17 protein-coding genes are annotated in these 16,033 nt (G+C 58.4%); 12 read left to right on the top strand and 5 right to left on the bottom strand.

Features of this window, described 5'->3' with window-relative positions; translation table 11 throughout:
- Positions 1–28: 28 nt before the first annotated feature.
- Positions 29–973 (bottom strand): L-threonylcarbamoyladenylate synthase, encoded by a 945-nt coding sequence (locus J7400_RS07715; RefSeq protein WP_209061588.1) that lies wholly within the window; start codon positions 971–973, stop codon positions 29–31.
- Positions 974–1,091: 118 nt separating this feature from the next.
- Here J7400_RS07715 and J7400_RS07710 point away from each other — a divergent pair, with 118 nt between their 5' ends.
- The 5 genes from J7400_RS07710 to J7400_RS07690 all read left to right on the top strand — a co-directional run bounded on the left by J7400_RS07710 (position 1,092) and on the right by J7400_RS07690 (position 5,231).
- Positions 1,092–2,813 carry an acyl-CoA dehydrogenase gene (locus J7400_RS07710; protein WP_209061578.1) on the top strand — a complete coding sequence of 574 codons (1,722 nt, stop codon included), beginning with the start codon at positions 1,092–1,094 and terminating at the stop codon, positions 2,811–2,813.
- The gene (locus J7400_RS07705; protein ID WP_209061576.1) at positions 2,813–3,856 is read left to right on the top strand and encodes an MBL fold metallo-hydrolase; all 1,044 of its coding nucleotides are present in this window, start codon (positions 2,813–2,815) and stop codon (positions 3,854–3,856) included. The genes J7400_RS07710 and J7400_RS07705 overlap by 1 nt, the downstream gene beginning before the upstream one ends.
- A 10-nt stretch (positions 3,857–3,866) precedes the next feature.
- On the top strand, positions 3,867–4,316 hold the full coding sequence (locus J7400_RS07700) for a DUF6173 family protein (RefSeq protein ID WP_209061575.1): 450 nt from the start codon (positions 3,867–3,869) through the stop codon (positions 4,314–4,316).
- 116 nt (positions 4,317–4,432) lie between these two features.
- A complete protein-coding gene (locus J7400_RS07695) occupies positions 4,433–4,567 on the top strand; it encodes an aa3-type cytochrome c oxidase subunit IV (RefSeq protein WP_209061573.1) in 135 nt (44 codons plus the stop codon).
- A 28-nt stretch (positions 4,568–4,595) separates the two neighbouring features.
- A complete protein-coding gene (locus J7400_RS07690) occupies positions 4,596–5,231 on the top strand; it encodes a hypothetical protein (protein WP_247738663.1) in 636 nt (211 codons plus the stop codon).
- A 97-nt stretch (positions 5,232–5,328) separates the two neighbouring features.
- Here J7400_RS07690 and J7400_RS07685 read toward each other — a convergent pair whose 3' ends face one another.
- Both J7400_RS07685 and J7400_RS07680 read right to left on the bottom strand, forming a co-directional pair.
- Entirely contained in the window at positions 5,329–5,649 is a 321-nt protein-coding gene (locus J7400_RS07685) for an AzlD domain-containing protein (protein ID WP_209061571.1), read from the bottom strand.
- Positions 5,646–6,362: an AzlC family ABC transporter permease gene (locus tag J7400_RS07680; protein ID WP_209061569.1), complete on the bottom strand. Its 717-nt coding sequence runs from the start codon at positions 6,360–6,362 to the stop codon at positions 5,646–5,648. Before J7400_RS07680 ends, J7400_RS07685 begins: the two co-directional genes overlap by 4 nt.
- 146 nt (positions 6,363–6,508) lie before the next feature.
- On the opposite strand from J7400_RS07680, the gene fdhD reads away from it, so the two are divergent.
- Genes fdhD through glp form a run of 4 tightly spaced genes read left to right on the top strand, consistent with a single transcriptional unit; the run spans position 6,509 to position 9,815 of the window.
- Positions 6,509–7,396, top strand: coding sequence for a formate dehydrogenase accessory sulfurtransferase FdhD (gene fdhD / locus J7400_RS07675; RefSeq protein WP_209061567.1), 888 nt, complete (start codon positions 6,509–6,511; stop codon positions 7,394–7,396).
- Positions 7,393–8,016, top strand: coding sequence for a molybdenum cofactor guanylyltransferase MobA (mobA, locus tag J7400_RS07670; RefSeq protein WP_209061565.1), 624 nt, complete (start codon positions 7,393–7,395; stop codon positions 8,014–8,016). Before fdhD ends, mobA begins: the two co-directional genes overlap by 4 nt.
- A complete protein-coding gene (mobB, locus tag J7400_RS07665; RefSeq protein ID WP_348540136.1) occupies positions 8,013–8,507 on the top strand; it encodes a molybdopterin-guanine dinucleotide biosynthesis protein B in 495 nt (164 codons plus the stop codon). Before mobA ends, mobB begins: the two co-directional genes overlap by 4 nt.
- A gap of 36 nt (positions 8,508–8,543) precedes the next feature.
- Positions 8,544–9,815: a gephyrin-like molybdotransferase Glp gene (gene glp / locus J7400_RS07660; protein WP_209061563.1), complete on the top strand. Its 1,272-nt coding sequence runs from the start codon at positions 8,544–8,546 to the stop codon at positions 9,813–9,815.
- A gap of 29 nt (positions 9,816–9,844) precedes the next feature.
- Here glp and J7400_RS07655 read toward each other — a convergent pair whose 3' ends face one another.
- Positions 9,845–10,867: a hypothetical protein gene (locus J7400_RS07655; RefSeq protein WP_209062063.1), complete on the bottom strand. Its 1,023-nt coding sequence runs from the start codon at positions 10,865–10,867 to the stop codon at positions 9,845–9,847.
- 25 nt (positions 10,868–10,892) lie between these two features.
- Entirely contained in the window at positions 10,893–11,363 is a 471-nt protein-coding gene (gene greA / locus J7400_RS07650; RefSeq protein WP_209061561.1) for a transcription elongation factor GreA, read from the bottom strand.
- A 251-nt stretch (positions 11,364–11,614) separates the two neighbouring features.
- On the opposite strand from greA, the gene J7400_RS07645 reads away from it, so the two are divergent.
- The 3 genes from J7400_RS07645 to J7400_RS07635 all read left to right on the top strand — a co-directional run bounded on the left by J7400_RS07645 (position 11,615) and on the right by J7400_RS07635 (position 16,017).
- The gene (locus J7400_RS07645; RefSeq protein ID WP_209061559.1) at positions 11,615–13,264 is read left to right on the top strand and encodes an electron transfer flavoprotein-ubiquinone oxidoreductase; all 1,650 of its coding nucleotides are present in this window, start codon (positions 11,615–11,617) and stop codon (positions 13,262–13,264) included.
- 211 nt (positions 13,265–13,475) lie between these two features.
- Positions 13,476–15,182 (top strand): tetratricopeptide repeat protein, encoded by a 1,707-nt coding sequence (locus tag J7400_RS07640; protein WP_348540135.1) that lies wholly within the window; start codon positions 13,476–13,478, stop codon positions 15,180–15,182.
- Entirely contained in the window at positions 15,172–16,017 is an 846-nt protein-coding gene (locus tag J7400_RS07635; RefSeq protein WP_209061557.1) for a 4-(cytidine 5'-diphospho)-2-C-methyl-D-erythritol kinase, read from the top strand. The genes J7400_RS07640 and J7400_RS07635 overlap by 11 nt, the downstream gene beginning before the upstream one ends.
- The last annotated feature ends 16 nt before the right edge of the window (positions 16,018–16,033 follow it).

Below are 16,033 nucleotides of genomic sequence, written 5' to 3'. Positions count from 1 at the left end.
TCAAAACAACTTTGCAGGCTTGAAGGGGCTAATCTCTTGGAGCTGCCGCCCGCTTCAGCCGGTCATTGATCGCCAGCCCAAGTCCGGTTTCAGGGATCGGGGATACTGCGATGGGCGCGTCTCCGTCCTGATCCAGCTGGTGCAAGTGGTGAAACAGATTTGCGGCGGCCTCTGTCAGATCCCCGGAAGGGCTGAGGTTGAGGGTTGCGCCGTCAACCTTGCCAAAGCCCAGCAGCCGTTCCTCCGCACTGATCTCGGTGGCGTTCAGGCGGACCGTGGCACCGGGCGCGTAGTGTGAGGTCATCTGACCCGGAGCGGTCAGCGGCGCGTTCTCGGCGCGCCCCGCCACCGGCGCACCAATTGCGGATTCCAACGCCTCCACCGGAAGCCCGCCGGGGCGCAGCAGGGTGGGGGTGTCAGACAGGCCAAGGATGGTGGATTCCACACCCACATCACAGGCACCGCCATCAACCACAGCTTCGATCCGGCCGGTGAGGCCAGCGCGCACATGGGCGGCTTCGGTCGGGCTGATCTTGCCGGAGGGATTGGCCGAGGGGGCGGCCACCGGCCCGTCAAACTGCGCCAGCAACGCTTTGGCCACCGGATGGGCGGGCACGCGGATCGCAAGGGTGGGCAGCTCTGCGGTGACAAGCGGGGACAGGCCCGAATCCGGGCGCAGCGGCAAGACCAGCGTCAGCGGGCCGGGCCAGAAGGCGGAGGCGATGCGGTCTGCAAGGTCGCTCCAAATGACGTAGCGTTTCGCGGTTTCGACATCTGCGACATGCACGATAAGCGGGTTGAAACGGGGCCGTCCCTTGGCCTCAAAGATGCGGGCCACCGCATGATCCTGACGGGCGTCAGCCCCCAGTCCATAAACGGTTTCCGTCGGGAAGGCGACCAAACCGCCACCCCGAAGGAGGGTCGCGGCCTCAGCAAAGCCGGAGGCATCAGCAGGGAGGGTTTTGGTGTCCAAGATGGGGCTCTCCAGTGACGTCGCGTTCCGCTATGATAGGATCCTTGCTAACACTATCTTTGCGCTCAAAGCTGCATACATGCGGCGCTCATCAAAGCCAAGCCTGCCGGAGAGACAGATGCCCTTTCGTGCCCCAGTGACAGATTTCCAATTTCTGTTCGACCACGTGGTCGATTTTGCTCAGATCACTGCAACCGAGCGTTTTGCAGATGCAGACAACGACACCCGCGACGCCATTCTGGTGGAAGCCGGTAAGATGGTCGAGGAGATCATGGCCCCACTGCAGCGCAACGGTGACCTTGAAGGCGCGGTGCTGGAAAACGGTGTTGTGCGCACCTCTCCCGGATTTGGTGACGCCTATAAGCAGATCGCAGAAGGCGGCTGGATCTCCACCAGCGCCGATCCGGAGTACGGCGGCATGGGCTTGCCTCATTCTATCACCACCGCCGTGAACGAGATGATGGGGGCTGGCTGTTTGTCTTTGCAGCTCAACCCGCTGATGACACAGGGCCAGATCGAAGCGCTGGAACATCACGCCTCTGACGAAATCAAGGCCACCTACCTGCCCAAGCTGATCTCTGGTGAATGGTCCGGCACCATGAACCTAACCGAGCCTGCCGCAGGCTCTGACGTGGGCGCGCTGCGCTCCAAAGCTGAACCAAACGGCGACGGCTCCTACGCGATCACCGGGCAGAAGATCTACATCAGCTGGGGCGACAACGATTTTACAAACAACGTCTGCCATCTGGTTCTGGCCCGTCTGCCTGACGGCGTCTCCGGCACCAAAGGCATCAGCCTCTTCATCGTGCCCAAGTTCCTGCCAGATGAGAACGGCGAGCCCGGCGTGGCCAATACGCTGAAGGTGGTCAGTCTTGAGCACAAAATGGGTCTGCACGGCTCCCCTACCGCGGTTATGCAGTATGACGGTGCCAAAGGCTGGTTGGTCGGCCCAGAGCACGGCGGCATGAAAGCCATGTTCACCATGATGAACAACGCCCGTCTCGGTGTGGGTGGCCAAGGTGTTGGTGTTGCCGAAGGCGCCTACCAGCACGCATTGGGCTACGCTATGGACCGCACACAAGGCCGCAGCCCAATTCAGGGCGGCACCGGAACCATCATGGACCACGCCGATGTGCGCCGCATGCTGACCGGTATGAAGGCGGATATCTTCGCCGCCCGCGCCATCGAAATGGCCTGTGCTGTGGCGATCGACATGGGGACTGCCACCGGCGCGGCAGATTGGAAAGCCCGTGCGGCCTTCCTCACCCCTATCGCCAAAGCCTTCGGCACTGATGTGGGCATGAAGGTCTCTGAAGACGGTGTGCAGGTGCACGGCGGTATGGGCTTCATCGAAGAAACCGGCGCAGCGCAGTTCTATCGCGATGTGCGTGTGACCGCGATCTATGAAGGCACCAACGGCATTCAGGCGATGGACCTCGTGGCGCGTAAGCTGATGGACGGTGGCGATGCCGCCTACGCCATCCTCGATGAGATCGAAGATTGCGCGGAAAAAGTGCGTGAGAGCATGGCAGACCTGGCAGAGCCTCTGTGGCAGGCCACCGAAACCCTGCGTGAAGCCACCGAATGGATGGTCGCGCAGGGCGATCTGAACGACCGCTTTGCCGGCTCCGTGCCGTTCCTGCGCGGCTTTGCCCGCGTGCTGGGTGGCTACTATCACCTGCGCGCAGCAATCGCTGAAGGTGGCGAAGGCCCACGCTCCAAGCTGGCCAAGTTCTACATCAAACGTCTGCTGCCAGAGCACGCAGGTGTGCTGGCCCACGCCATGGAAGGCGCTGGCGACCTCTACGCGCTGAGCCCTGACGAACTGGGCGCAGCCTGATGCACGACGGCGCGGCAGGCATCCGCTATCCATGGGAAACGCCCCCTGCAGAGGGGGAGGCCATCGAGGTGGCCGATGGGGTTCTTTGGATGCGCTTGCCGCTGCCGATGAAGCTGGACCACGTCAACATCTACGCGCTGGATGATGGCGACAGCTGGACGGTGGTAGACACCGGCTTTGACAGCAGAAAGTCCCGCGCCATTTGGCAAAAACTTCTTGATGGCCCGCTCGCTGGAAAACCAGTCGGGCGGGTTGTCGTGACGCACCACCACCCGGATCACGTTGGCCTTGCCGGCTGGTTTCAATCTGAGCATGGTGCGGAACTCTGGACAACCCGCACAGCTTGGCTGTTTGCCCGTATGCTGCAGCTTGATGAGCAGGCGGTGCCCCGTCAGGAAACGCTCGATTTCTACCGCGCTTGCGGCATGGATGAAGAGATCTTCCAGAAACGCGCGAGCGAACGCCCCTTCAACTTTGCCGATATGGTTGCGCCCATGCCACTTGGCTTTAAGCGCATCAAACAGGATGACGTGATCCGCATGGGCGGACGCGACTGGGATGTGCATATCGGCAACGGCCATGCACCGGAGCACGCCACCTTCTGGAGTCGCGACGACCATCTGGTGCTCTCGGGTGATCAGATACTGCCCTCGATCAGCTCCAACATCGGCGTCTACGCCACCGAGCCTGAGGCGGATCCTGTGGCCGATTGGCTGGAGGCCTGTGAGCGGCTGGCCATCTTTGCGCGCGCGGATCAGTTGATCCTTGGTGGGCACAAACTGCCTTTCACCGGCGCGCCGACCCGCATGCGCCAGCTGATCGACAACCACCATGGCGCGCTCGACCGTTTGAAAGATCATCTTGATGATCCGAAAACCGCAGGCGAGTGCTTCCCGCCTTTGTTCAAGCGCACCATTGATGAAGGGGCCTATGGTCTCGCCTTGGTGGAGGCCCTTGCTCATTTGAACCATCTCTACCAGATTGGAGAGATAAGCCGGACAAAGCGCGAAGATGGCGCCTACATCTGGCAGAGGATCAAATAGGGCAGCTTTTATGAGCGAAGACATCAAGACCACAGCAGAGGCGGCCGAGGCTGCGGCTCTGCCGCGCCGCCGTGAGGTGCATTCCAATCCAGAGGTGGCAGAGGTCGAGGTGCCCGAAAAGGTCGCCAAGGAACCTGTGCAATCCAAGAGCGCTGCCGAATGGGCCTATGAACGGCTGATCCTCTATATCCAGAACTTTGAAAAGCAGCTGGATGAAACCCATGAGGTGGCCATGGGCTTTGTCGGCGGGGAGGCCGGTGTGCTGCGGATCGAGGGTATGGGCTATTTTGATCCCGACATCGTGACCTTCTACGGCACCGACTCAAGCGGCATCAAAACCCAGCTTGTCCAGCACGTCAGCCAGCTCAATGTGATGCTGCGCGCTTTGCCCAAACCCAGCGATGATGGTGAGGCGCCCACGCGCATTGGTTTCCGTCTGGCGGAAGGGCTTAAGAAATAGGCCCGCAGGCAGTGCGGCATTTTGTGTCGCCTCTCTGGGGACTTGCTCTGCGCAGGCAGGGTGACAGGTGATCCTGAATCAGCTATCCAAGCACATAAGCGACAGGAGGAATGACCATGGCAGAACACAAGCACGGCTCGATGGATATCGAAGTTCAGGAAAAAACCTTTGCAGGCTTTATCAAAGCCTCTGTGTATGTGGCTTCTGCAAGCATTGGCATTCTGATCTTCCTGGCTCTCTTCAACAGCTAAGGCCGATAGGGCCACAGAGGTGCCCGACATGATCAGGACAATTCGTATGATGGCGCTGGCTTTGCTGGCGCTTTCTCTTGCTGCGTGTACCGTGCGCAATCCGGTTGAAACCAACGCGCCCGATCAGGAGGTCGCCGCCGCCCGCTATGCCCATTCTGGGCCAAAGCAGCTCACGCTCTTTACAATGATTTCCAATGACAACGGATCAGGTGCGCATACCTCGCTTCTGATCAACGCCAGCGAACGGGTGGCCTTTGACCCAGCCGGGTCTTTCCGCACGGAAGGAATCACCGCGAAGAACGACGTTGTCTACGGCATGACGCCCTATCTGGTCGACCAGTACACCCGCTTCCATGCGCGCGAAACCTTCCACGTGGTGGTGCAGACTTTGGACGTTGAGCCGGAGGTGGCGGAATTGGCGTTGCGCAAGGCACAGTCCCTTGGACCGGTGCTGGAATCACAATGCGCTTTGACCACCTCTCAGGTGCTGGCAGGCCTGCCGGGGTTTGAGGATGCGCCACGCACCTATTCCCCCCGCAAGCTGAGTGAGTATTTCGCGGCCAAAGGGGCGAGCTATGATCGCCTGTTTGAGTATGATGACGCGGACAAATCCAAGGTTCTTGCGGCTTTTGTGCCGGAATATGAGCGCGCTGCGACCAACTGATCTGCGCACGTTAACCATGGTTTTTCGGGTGTTCTGTGCGTGAAATGCCACAGACGCAATACCGTAGGGATACCGACGCGATACAGACGTGAAATTTTCAGAGGGTTTGGAGCCCGCCAAAAAGGGTTAACGCACCGACGAGGATCGCCCAAAGGATGTTTTTGGTGACATAGCCGGTGACCAGCGTCGCCGCTGCTGCGGCCATCCGTGCCGGGTCCGGTTGCCCCCCTGTGGCGCTTGGCCAGATCACCAGCGGGGCCACAAGACCGGGCAACACCGCTACAGCGGTATAGCGCAGGTGGCGCAGCACCCACTCGGGCATTTGCCGATTGCCAATGATACCCAAAAACACATAGCGCAGTCCGAAACTGCCGATTCCCATGCAAATGATGATGATCCAGGTCGTGGCCTCATTCATTTGGAATCCCTCGCTTTTTCCGTCTGGCGTTCAACTTCTGCACCGGTGATCATCCCCGCCGCAGCGGCCACCATCAGCCCGAGGTTCCAGGGCAGGAATGCAAATATCAGCGCCGTGATGACAGAGACCACAGCCGCCAGAACATGGGCCTTCGTGCGCAGCATCGGCCCGATCATCGCCAGAAACGTGATCGGCACGGCAAAATCCAGCGCGAAGGAGGGCGGAATGGCCTGCCCCACCAGCGCGCCAACCAAGGTAGCCGCATACCAGGCGGGAAAAACTGGCGTGATGGAGCCCAGAAAATATGAGAATTTTTGCCCAAGCGACATCTCGGAGCGTTTCTCAAATTCAATGATTGCAAGGGCATAGCTCTGATCAACCAACCCATAAGCCACAAATGCCCGTCGCCAAAAAGGCAGAGCTCCAAAGTGCGGTGTCAGCGATGCGGAATACATCGCCATGCGCAGGTTCACCGTCAGCGCAGAGGCGATCACAACAACCGTCGGCGCATTCTCCGCCATCAGTTGAAGAGCAGTAAACTGCGCCGCACCAGCGATCACAACCACTGAAAAAGCAAGGGTTTGCACCACCGGCAAGCCCGCCTCGGTCGCGACCACGCCAAAGAGCAGGGCAAACGGCCCCACCACCAGCAGAAACGGCAGACCATGGCGAACACCGCGCAGGAACTCGGTTCGATCAAAGTAGGATGTCATGAGACTCGCTCAGAAAATAAAGCCCTCAAGGCCTACCCAAGTCCGGTTGGGGATGCAATGCGTGGGGATAGCTGAAACGTGTTTGATTGGTGGTGGTCAAGGCAGCGAAAGCTGATTAGGTTTCAGTGCGATGTGGAGGAGGTTGCATGTCAGAAGCATCAGATTTGGCAGACTATTTGATTGCGCCGGACCCAAAGGCGCCACGGCTGACACGCGCTGTGGTGGGCACAGATCAATTTGGTCAACCCACCGAGATTTCGGTTGTAGAGGAGCGTCCACTGACGATTTATCTCAACAGCCGAGAGATCGTCACCGCGATGACAATTGGGGATTATCCGGAGTATCTCGCGCTTGGTTTTTTGCTCAATCAAGGGATGCTGAAGCCGACCGATAACGTGACCGGCGTGGACTATGATGAAGAGCTCGAAGTTGTTGTTGTCCGCACCGCAACCGAGACGAACCACGAAGAGAAGCTGAAGAAAAAGACCCGCACATCAGGTTGCGCAGTGGGCACTGTGTTTGGTGATATGATGGAGGGGCTTGAGAATGTGTCTCTGCCGCACAGCACCATCCGGACCAGCGATCTCTATGCCTTGACGCATAAGATCAACCGCACGCCCTCGCTCTATCTGGAAGCCGGAGCCATCCATGGCACGGTGCTCTGTCAGGGCGACCAGCCGCTGGTCTATATGGAAGATGTCGGGCGTCACAACGCGGTTGATAAAATTGCAGGTTGGATGTTTCAAGAGCAAGCAAGTGCTTCCGACAAAGTGCTCTACACCACGGGCCGGCTGACCTCTGAGATGGTCATCAAATGCGCTTTGATGGGCATACCGGTGCTGGCCTCGCGATCCGGGTTCACCGCCTGGGGCGTTGAAATTGCACGACAAGTTGGGCTGACGCTGATTGGACGCATGCGCGGGCAGCGGTTTGTTTGCCTGAGCGGCGAAGACCGCCTGCTGCGGGATGTTGACCCCAACAGCGTGCCTGAGGAAGCGCACAAACATGGGCGCAAGAGCGGAGCAAAAACGTGAAGCAACCACTCGGAGTGATCCTTGCGGGAGGGCAGGCCACGCGCATGGGCGGCGGCGACAAGGGGCGTCTGATGCTTGGTCAACGCAGCATTCTGGAGCATGTTATCGAACGGCTCGAGCCCCAGGTTGCTGGATTGGCGCTGAACGCAAATGGCGATGCTACGCGGTTTGAAGATCTTGGTTTACCTGTCTTGCCGGATTCGCTCGAGGGTTATCCCGGACCTTTGGCCGGGGTGCTCGCAGGCTTGGATTGGGCGGCAGAGCAGGGGGCGGATGCCATTGTGACCGCTGCTGCAGACACACCGTTTTTCCCGTGTGATCTGGTGCCGCGTTTGTTGCTGGCCGCAGAAGACAAACAGCATACGCTCGCACTCTCTGCGTCGCGTGAACCGGACGGCAAAGTCTGGCGACAGCCCACATTCGGCCTTTGGCCTGTGGCGCTTCGGGATGATCTGAGGGCGGCTTTGCAAGAGGGGCTCAGAAAAGTTGTGCTTTGGACGGACAAACATGACGCAGGTCAAGCCATCTTTGCCCAAACCGGGGTAGATCCCTTTTTTAACGTGAATACCCCGGACGATCTGCAAGAAGCGCGCCGGTTGGCAGGAGACCCCACAAAGTGAAGCAGGTTTATGGCGTTGTCGGTTGGAAAAACTCTGGCAAAACCGGATTGATGGAGCGCTTGGTGACGGAAATCACCAGCCGAGGTTTGACCGTCTCTACGATCAAACACGCGCATCACAGTTTTGATGTGGACCAGCCGGGCAAAGACAGCCATCGGCACCGCGAGGCGGGGGCAAGCGAGGTCTTGCTTGCCAGCCGCGCGCGTTGGGCCTTGATGCGGGAGCTACGAGAGGAAAATGAACCGTCGCTGTCAGAGCTTCTGGAGAAGCTCGCTCCGGTGGATCTGGTCCTGATTGAGGGCTATAAGCGGGACAAGCACCCAAAGGTAGAAGCTCACAGGGCCGTGACGGGCAATGCGCTGATCGCGCCGGAAGATCCAACCGTGCGCGCCATTGCCTCGGACACAGCATTGGAAAGCGATCGGCCGGTGATGGACCTTGATGATACCAAAAAGATCGCAGATTTCATTCTGTCAGACCTTGGAATATAGCCTCTTTATCAGCCGTTTACACAAAAGAGCAGAGTAATGGTGCAAGACAACAAACTGGTGCCGCCACCGCTGAAGAATGATTGTTTTGCCTTGCCTGCGGACACCCACTGGACGCCGGTTTCTGACGCCTTAGAGCGGTTGAAAGAGCGGCTGCATGTTTGCGTGCCGGTCGAGCAGGTGGCGCTTTCAGCAGGTTTGGGGCGCATTCTGGCGCAGGATGTTATCGCGCAACGCTCCAATCCGCCGCAGCCCAATTCTGCGGTTGATGGCTACGCTCTCAATCATGCGGATATCGTTGATGGCGCACAAAGCCTGCCGCTCGCAGAGGGACGGTCCGCCGCTGGGGAACCCTTCGAGGGGGCGGTTCCCAAAGGACATGCGGTACGTATCCTCACCGGAGCCACGCTCCCTGAGGGTGTGGACACTGTGATCCTGCAGGAAGACGTGAGCACAGATGGCAAGGCGATTGCCTTTCACGGGCCGCTCAAGAAAGGAGCGAACACCCGAAAGGCCGGAGAAGATGTTGCAAGCGGTGATGTGATCTTGTCCAAAGGGCGGCAAGTGACGCCTGCGGATCTGGCGTTGATCGCGGCAACCGGCTGCTCCGATTTGAGTGTTTATGCACGTTTGCGCGTGGCTGTGATCTCCACAGGTGACGAACTGGCGGAAGCCGGGTCTGAGGCGCGGGAAGATCAGATATTTGATGCCAATCGGCCAATGCTTTTGGGCATGATCGCGCAGTTTGGCTTCACACCGGTGGACATGGGGCGGGCCCCTGATGATCGCGAGGCTCTAAGAAGCTTCTTGGATCAGGCGGCAGAGCAGGCTGACATGATCCTAACTTCTGGTGGCGCCTCTGCAGGGGACGAAGATCACATGTCCGCGCTGCTGAATGAAACCGGCGCCATGACCCTGTGGCGTCTGGCAATCAAGCCGGGCCGTCCGCTGGCGCTGGGCGTGTGGAACGGAACGCCGGTTTTTGGGCTGCCTGGCAATCCGGTGGCGGCAATGGTGTGTACTTTGATTTTTGCCAAACCTGCCATGAGTGCGTTGGCTGGCGCGGGGTGGAAAGCGGCCGAGCCGATTTGGGTGCCTGCTGGGTTCGAGAAGGACAAGAAGGCCGGTCGTCGCGAGTATCTGCGTGCGCGACTTGTCGCTGGACGGGCCGAGGTGTTCAAATCCGAAGGTTCGGGCCGGATCAGCGGTTTGAGCTGGGCAGAAGGGCTTGTGGAACTTCCTGACGAGGCGATGCAGGTCGATGAGGGCACACTTGTCGCCTACTACCCCTACGCGGCCTTTGGGCTGTAAAAAAGGCGCCAACTGGGCGCCTATTTTGCTTAGTCAAATATGCCGGCAACACGCCCCAGAAGCATGAAGGCTCGGGCTGTGCGCGTGTCAGATAGTGCGGCGATATCCGCGTCGGTGGCGGTCTCTTCAAACTCAACGAAGCTCTTGTCAAAGCGGCGAAGGAAATGATGCGCAGCGTCGCGGAAAATCGCATCTTGTTTCATGCGGCCAGCCGCCAATGCCAAAGAGCTGCGATCACGCACTCCGCCCAATGCTGCGATGGCTTTGCCGCGTTCGCCTGAGGCAAAGCGACGCCAAATTTCGGGACGCGCCAGATCAGGGCGCAGATCATCCATGTAGATGCCGTCTTGGCTCAACAGGGTGAGAACATCTTGGCTCGCCTGAATAAGATGCGCGGCTTGCCGGTCCCGCAATGCTTTGCGCAGTGCGGCAAAGCCTTCGGCGTCTTCTGCGTTTTCAGGGAAATTGAGCGCCTGAATGAAGTCCGCACGGGCGAGAGGCGGGGACAGCTCCTCAGCAGGTGTGCCAAGCGCCAAAGTGCCCTGATCGGTCAAATCTTCCGCAGGTGCGTCAGTTGCCGGTGCCTTGCGAATACCGTCCTCACGGTCCCGGCTGGTTGAGAACGTTGCCAGCGCGGTTTCAGTCTTACGTGTGGCGGCGGCGATCTCGTCGAGCTTTTTGGTGACGGAAGGCTCAACACCCTGCGCGGCCTGTGCGCCTTGTGCTTGCAGCACATAGGTGCGGCGCATCGCATCTATTGCCGCCTGAAGGCGTGCGCTTTCTTCGCGCATCACGCGGGAGGAACGGGCGGCGGTGGCCGCCACCCAGATCATCGCAACTGGCATGAACACGGCAAAGAGCGTCATCAAGAACGCCACGCCGTCAGCTTGTTCTACTGGATTTGACGGAAGGATCAGAAAGAAGATGACGGCGCCAAGCAGCCAGATAAAACTGAGACCAACCGCAATCCATTCGATTGCGGTGATCTTGGGCTGCTGAGGTTTGTCGTAAATTCCCAGCGGTGTTGACTGGGATTCGGTGTCGTCTTTCATGCCAGTGCGTGTGGTGGCCATCAGGTTACTTGTACGCGATACTCAGGACTTCGTAGCTTTTCTCACCGCCGGGGGTGCGGACTTCGACGCTGTCGCCTTCCTCTTTGCCAATCAGCGCGCGTGCGATCGGTGATTTGATATTGAGGAGGCCCTTTTCAACATTGGCTTCGTGCTCGCCCACGATTTGCCAGGTTTTCTCTTCGTCTGTGTCTTCATCAACCAGAGTGACGGTTGCACCAAATTTGATGGCGCCAGAGAGGGTCGCGGGGTCAATGACCTCGGCGAGACCAATCACGCCTTCCAACTCTTTGATACGACCTTCAATGAAACCCTGCTTTTCACGGGCTGAATGGTATTCCGCGTTCTCTTTCAGGTCGCCAAGCTCGCGCGCAGAGGCGATTGCCTCGATGATCGCGGGGCGTTCCACCGTTTTGAGTTGCTTCAATTCCGCTTCGAGCGCCGAGTGACCGGCGCGAGTCATTGGTATTTTTTCCATGGGTGCGGTCCCGTTGGTCCTTGGCCGCCTTAAACACAGGGCGGCAGTTCTGTTTCAACTGTTGCGGTGCAGAATGCACTGAGGCCTCTTTCAAATGCAAGTGGCGCACCCTTTGCAAGAAGAAATATCCGAGCGTGCCGCAAAAACGCGCTATTGGGGCGAAATGTCGTTGGGTTCCGATTGACGGATCGATTAAAGACACGCTAGCAGATGCGAAAGAAAATTACCCAGCGATCCGAAAGGGGAAGCCAATGTCGGAAATCGAACGCGAAGCCATGGAATATGACGTTGTCATCGTTGGCGCGGGCCCTGCGGGTCTGTCAGCAGCGATCCGTCTGAAACAGCTAGATGCGGACCTTGACGTTGTTGTGTTGGAAAAGGGCTCTGAAGTCGGGGCGCATATCCTCTCCGGCGCTGTTCTGGACCCTTGCGGGTTGAACGCGCTGATCCCTGATTGGAAGGAAAAAGGCGCGCCGCTGAACACCCCGGTGAAAGAAGACAACTTCTACATGCTGGGTGAAGCCGGTGAAATTCGTATTCCGAACTTCCCGATGCCACCGCTGATGAACAACCACGGCAACTACATTGTTTCCATGGGCAACGTCTGCCGCTGGATGGCGGAACAGGCGGAAGAGCTGGGCGTCGAGATCTTCCCAGGTATGGCATGCTCAGAGCTGGTCTATGGCGACAATGGCGAAGTCAAAGGCGTTGTAGCCGGTGTCTTCGGTCTGGAAGAAGACGGCTCTTATGGTCCTGGCACTGAGCCGGGCATGGAGCTGCACGGCAAATACGTCTTCCTGTCGGAAGGTGTGCGTGGGTCTCTCGCGAAGGAAGTGATCGCCAAATACAATCTGCAGGATGGCAAAGAGCCTCAGAAATTCGGCGTTGGCATGAAAGAGATCTGGGAAATCGACCCAGCGAAGCACAACGAAGGTGAAGTCACCCACACCATGGGCTGGCCGCTGGGCAGCAATGCGGGCGGTGGTTCCTTCATCTATCACCTTGAAAACAATCAGGTGTATGTGGGCTTCGTGGTGCACTTGAACTACAAGAACCCGCACCTGTTCCCATACATGGAGTTCCAGCGCTTCAAGCATCACCCAAAGGTGGCGAAGCTGCTTGAAGGCGGTAAACGGGTTGCTTACGGCGCACGCGCGATCTCTGAGGGTGGTTATCAGTCCATGCCGAAGATGGTGGCGCCTGGTGTTGCGTTGCTTGGCTGTTCGGTTGGTATGGTCAACGTGCCGCGCATCAAGGGCAACCACAATGCGATGCTGTCCGGCAAAGCCGCGGCAGAAGCTGCCTTTGAAGCCATCAAGGCAGAGCGTTCTGGTGACGAGCTGAGCGCATATGAAGAAGAAGTGCGCACGGGTGCCATTGGTCAGGACCTGAAGAAGGTTCGCAATGTGAAGCCGATCTGGTCCAAATGGGGCCTCACCGCATCCTTGATGCTGGGCGGTTTGGACATGTGGACGAACACTCTTGGGTTCTCACTGTTTGGCACCGTGAAGCATGGCAAAAACGATGCGGAGGCCACGGAAGAGGCCAGCAAGCACAAGCCGATCGATTATCCGAAACCGGATGGAAAGCTGTCATTTGACCGCTTGACCAACGTGAGCTTCTCCATGACGAACCATGAAGAAAGCCAGCCTTGCCATCTGCGTTTGACCAATCCTGACACCCCGGTGTCTGTGAACCTGCCGAAGTTTGCGGAGCCAGCTCAACGCTACTGTCCTGCGGGCGTTTATGAGGTGGTTGAGGAAGAGGGCAAAGATCCGCGCTTTGTGGTGAACTTCCAGAACTGCGTGCACTGCAAAACCTGCGACATCAAAGACCCGAGCCAGAACATCACTTGGGTCACGCCGCAAGGTGGCGACGGGCCAAACTACCCGAACATGTAAGCAGGACCGGCCCATCCAAGGCCGCCGTGTATGAAATCGCCCCGATCAGCAACTGCTGGTCGGGGTTTTCATTTGCCGGTTGGAATTGCGCAGAACGCGGTCCATCCCTCAAAAACTTGATCTGTTTTGCGCGCATTCTCGCCGGTGCGCCATTGCGCGTGGCAATGGGCGCGACTAGGTTCAAGGGAAGGCATGAACATGGGAGTTTCACGTGGCCAATAAGCTTTTCAGATCGGTTGCCGTTTCGGCGGTTTTGGCGGCGATGGCGCTCCCAGTGCAGGCAAATGGCTTGGCAGGGTCTTATCTCGCGGCGCGGCAAGCAACCTATGAGTCTGATTTCAGCCAAGCCGCGCGGTATTTCACTCAGGCGCTGACCCGCGATGCCGGCAATCCAATGTTGCAGGAAAACGCTGTTCTGGCGTTTCTGTCTTTGGGGCAGATTGATCGGGCGATGCCGATTGCGCGCAAGATGATTGCGGAGGGCAACCACAGCCAGCTTGCGGAAATGGCACTGACCACAGGGCTTGTTGAGGATGGGAATTTCTCTGAGCTGATCGATCGTCTTGAAAAGGGCGGTGTCGGTCCGCTGGTGGATGGGTTGTTGAAGGCCTGGGCCGAAATTGGCCGCGGCGAGATGTCTGAAGGACTTGCCGCATTTGATGAGGTGTCCAAAGAGCCGGGGCTTGGCGGGTTCGCAGAGTATCACAAAGCCATGGCCTTGGCGTCGGTTGGTGATTTTGAAGGCGCGCTCGCGGTGTTTGACGCAGGCACTATGGATGGTCTGCAGCTGACCCGTCGTGGTGTGATGAGCGAAGTTGAGGTGCTGTCTCAGTTGGATCGCACTGAAGATGGGATCGCGCGCATTGACGAAGCCTTTGGCAACGATCTTGACCCGGCATTGCGGCAGATCCGCGATCGCCTGGTCGCCGGGGAGACCTTGCCATTCACGCATGTAACAAGTGCGGCTGACGGCATTGCAGAGGTTTATCACTCTATCGCAAGCGCGCTTCGGAATGAAGCAAACGCTGATTATACGCTGCTCTATGCCCGGATTGCTGAGTATTTGCGCCCAACGCACACTGAGGCTTTGTTGATGACCGCGGAGCTTCTGGAAACGCTTGGGCGTTATGAGCTAGCTTCCCAAACCTATCAGAAGGTTCCTGCGGATGATCCCTCGTTTCACGCGGCCGAATTAGGACGCGCAGAGGCCCTGCGGGAAACGGGTAAGACTGAAGCCGCGCTTGAGGTGCTTGAGCAGCTGACGCGCAGCCACGGGGATGTTGCCTATGTCCACACCGCATTGGGGGACCTGCGCCGTCAGGAGCGCGATTTTGCGGGCGCCGTTGCCGCCTACAACGACTCGATCAATCTTTACGACGAACTAGAGCCGCGCCAGTGGTTCCTGTTCTACGCACGTGGCATCAGCTACGAGCGCTTGGGGGAATGGGGAAAGGCAGAAGCGGATTTCCGCAAGGCTTTGGAGCTGAACCCGGAGCAACCGCAGGTGCTGAATTATCTGGGCTACTCTCTGGTCGAGAAGCAAATCAAACTGGACGAAGCGCTGGATATGATTGAGCGTGCTGTCGCGGCCCGTCCTGATAGCGGCTATATCGTGGACAGCCTTGGTTGGGTTCTGTTCCGTCTTGGGCGTTACGACGAAGCTGTGGCCCATATGGAGCGTGCGGTGGAGTTGATGCCGGTCGACCCTGTGGTGACCGATCATCTGGGCGACGTCTATTGGGCCGTCGGGCGTAAGCTGGAAGCTCAGTTCCAATGGCGCCGAGCCTTGAGCTTTGTCGATGCAGATACCGTGGAAGAGGCCGATCCGGAGCGCATTCGCCGCAAATTGGAAGAGGGCTTGGATGCTGTACTCGAAGAAGAAGGGGCTGCGCCTCTGACGGCTGCCAATGAAAATTGAGGCATTTGCGCCTGCCAAGATCAATCTGACCTTACATGTGACCGGCCAACGCGCTGACGGGTATCATCTTTTGGATTCCCTTGTGATGTTTGCCGACTTCGGGGATCGGATTTGGGTCGAAAAAGCAGGTGAGACCACGCTGGAGGTGACGGGGCCTTTGGCAGGTCCAGTCCCGACCGACAGCAGCAACCTTGTTAGAAGAGCTGCTGATTATTTGGGTGTGACGGCCAAAATCACGCTGGAAAAGAACTTACCGGCTGCGGCAGGTATAGGTGGGGGGTCTTCGGACGCGGCAGCAACGCTGCGCGCTCTGTGCGCGCTCTATGATCTGCCGTTGCCTTCCGAAGATGCTGCGCTCGCGCTTGGGGCGGACGTACCGGTGTGCCTGCAGGGCGGCTGGGCGCGGATGAGCGGTATTGGGGGCGATGTAGCGCGTTTGGGTGCAGGCGCTGCGTGGCCCATGCTCCTGATCAATCCTCGCGTTGCAGTCTCCACTCCGGATGTGTTTCGCGGGCTAATTGCAAAAACAAACGCGCAAATGCCGGATCAGATGCCGGCATTTAGTGATAGGGAAGCCGCGCTTGAGTGGCTCGCTGGTCAGCGAAATGACCTACAGGCCCCTGCCATAGAGCTTGAACCGATCATCGCAGAAGCGCTTCAGCTGCTGGAAGGCAGTGAAGGCTGCCAGCTGGCCCGAATGTCGGGATCTGGCGCAACTTGTTTTGCAATTTTCACAGATGGGATGGCGCGTGATGCGGCGGCGGAAAAAATCCGTGCCAAACGGCCAAATTGGTGGATTCAGCAGGTCCAGGACTGCGGAATGAACTGGCGCTAGAAGCGCCAGCTTTCGG

This window comes from Shimia sp. R9_2 (assembly GCF_017743735.1).
GTDB lineage: Bacteria > Pseudomonadota > Alphaproteobacteria > Rhodobacterales > Rhodobacteraceae > Shimia.
The sequence above is the reverse complement of the archived record's forward strand: the minus strand, read 5'-3'. Positions and strand labels throughout refer to the sequence as shown.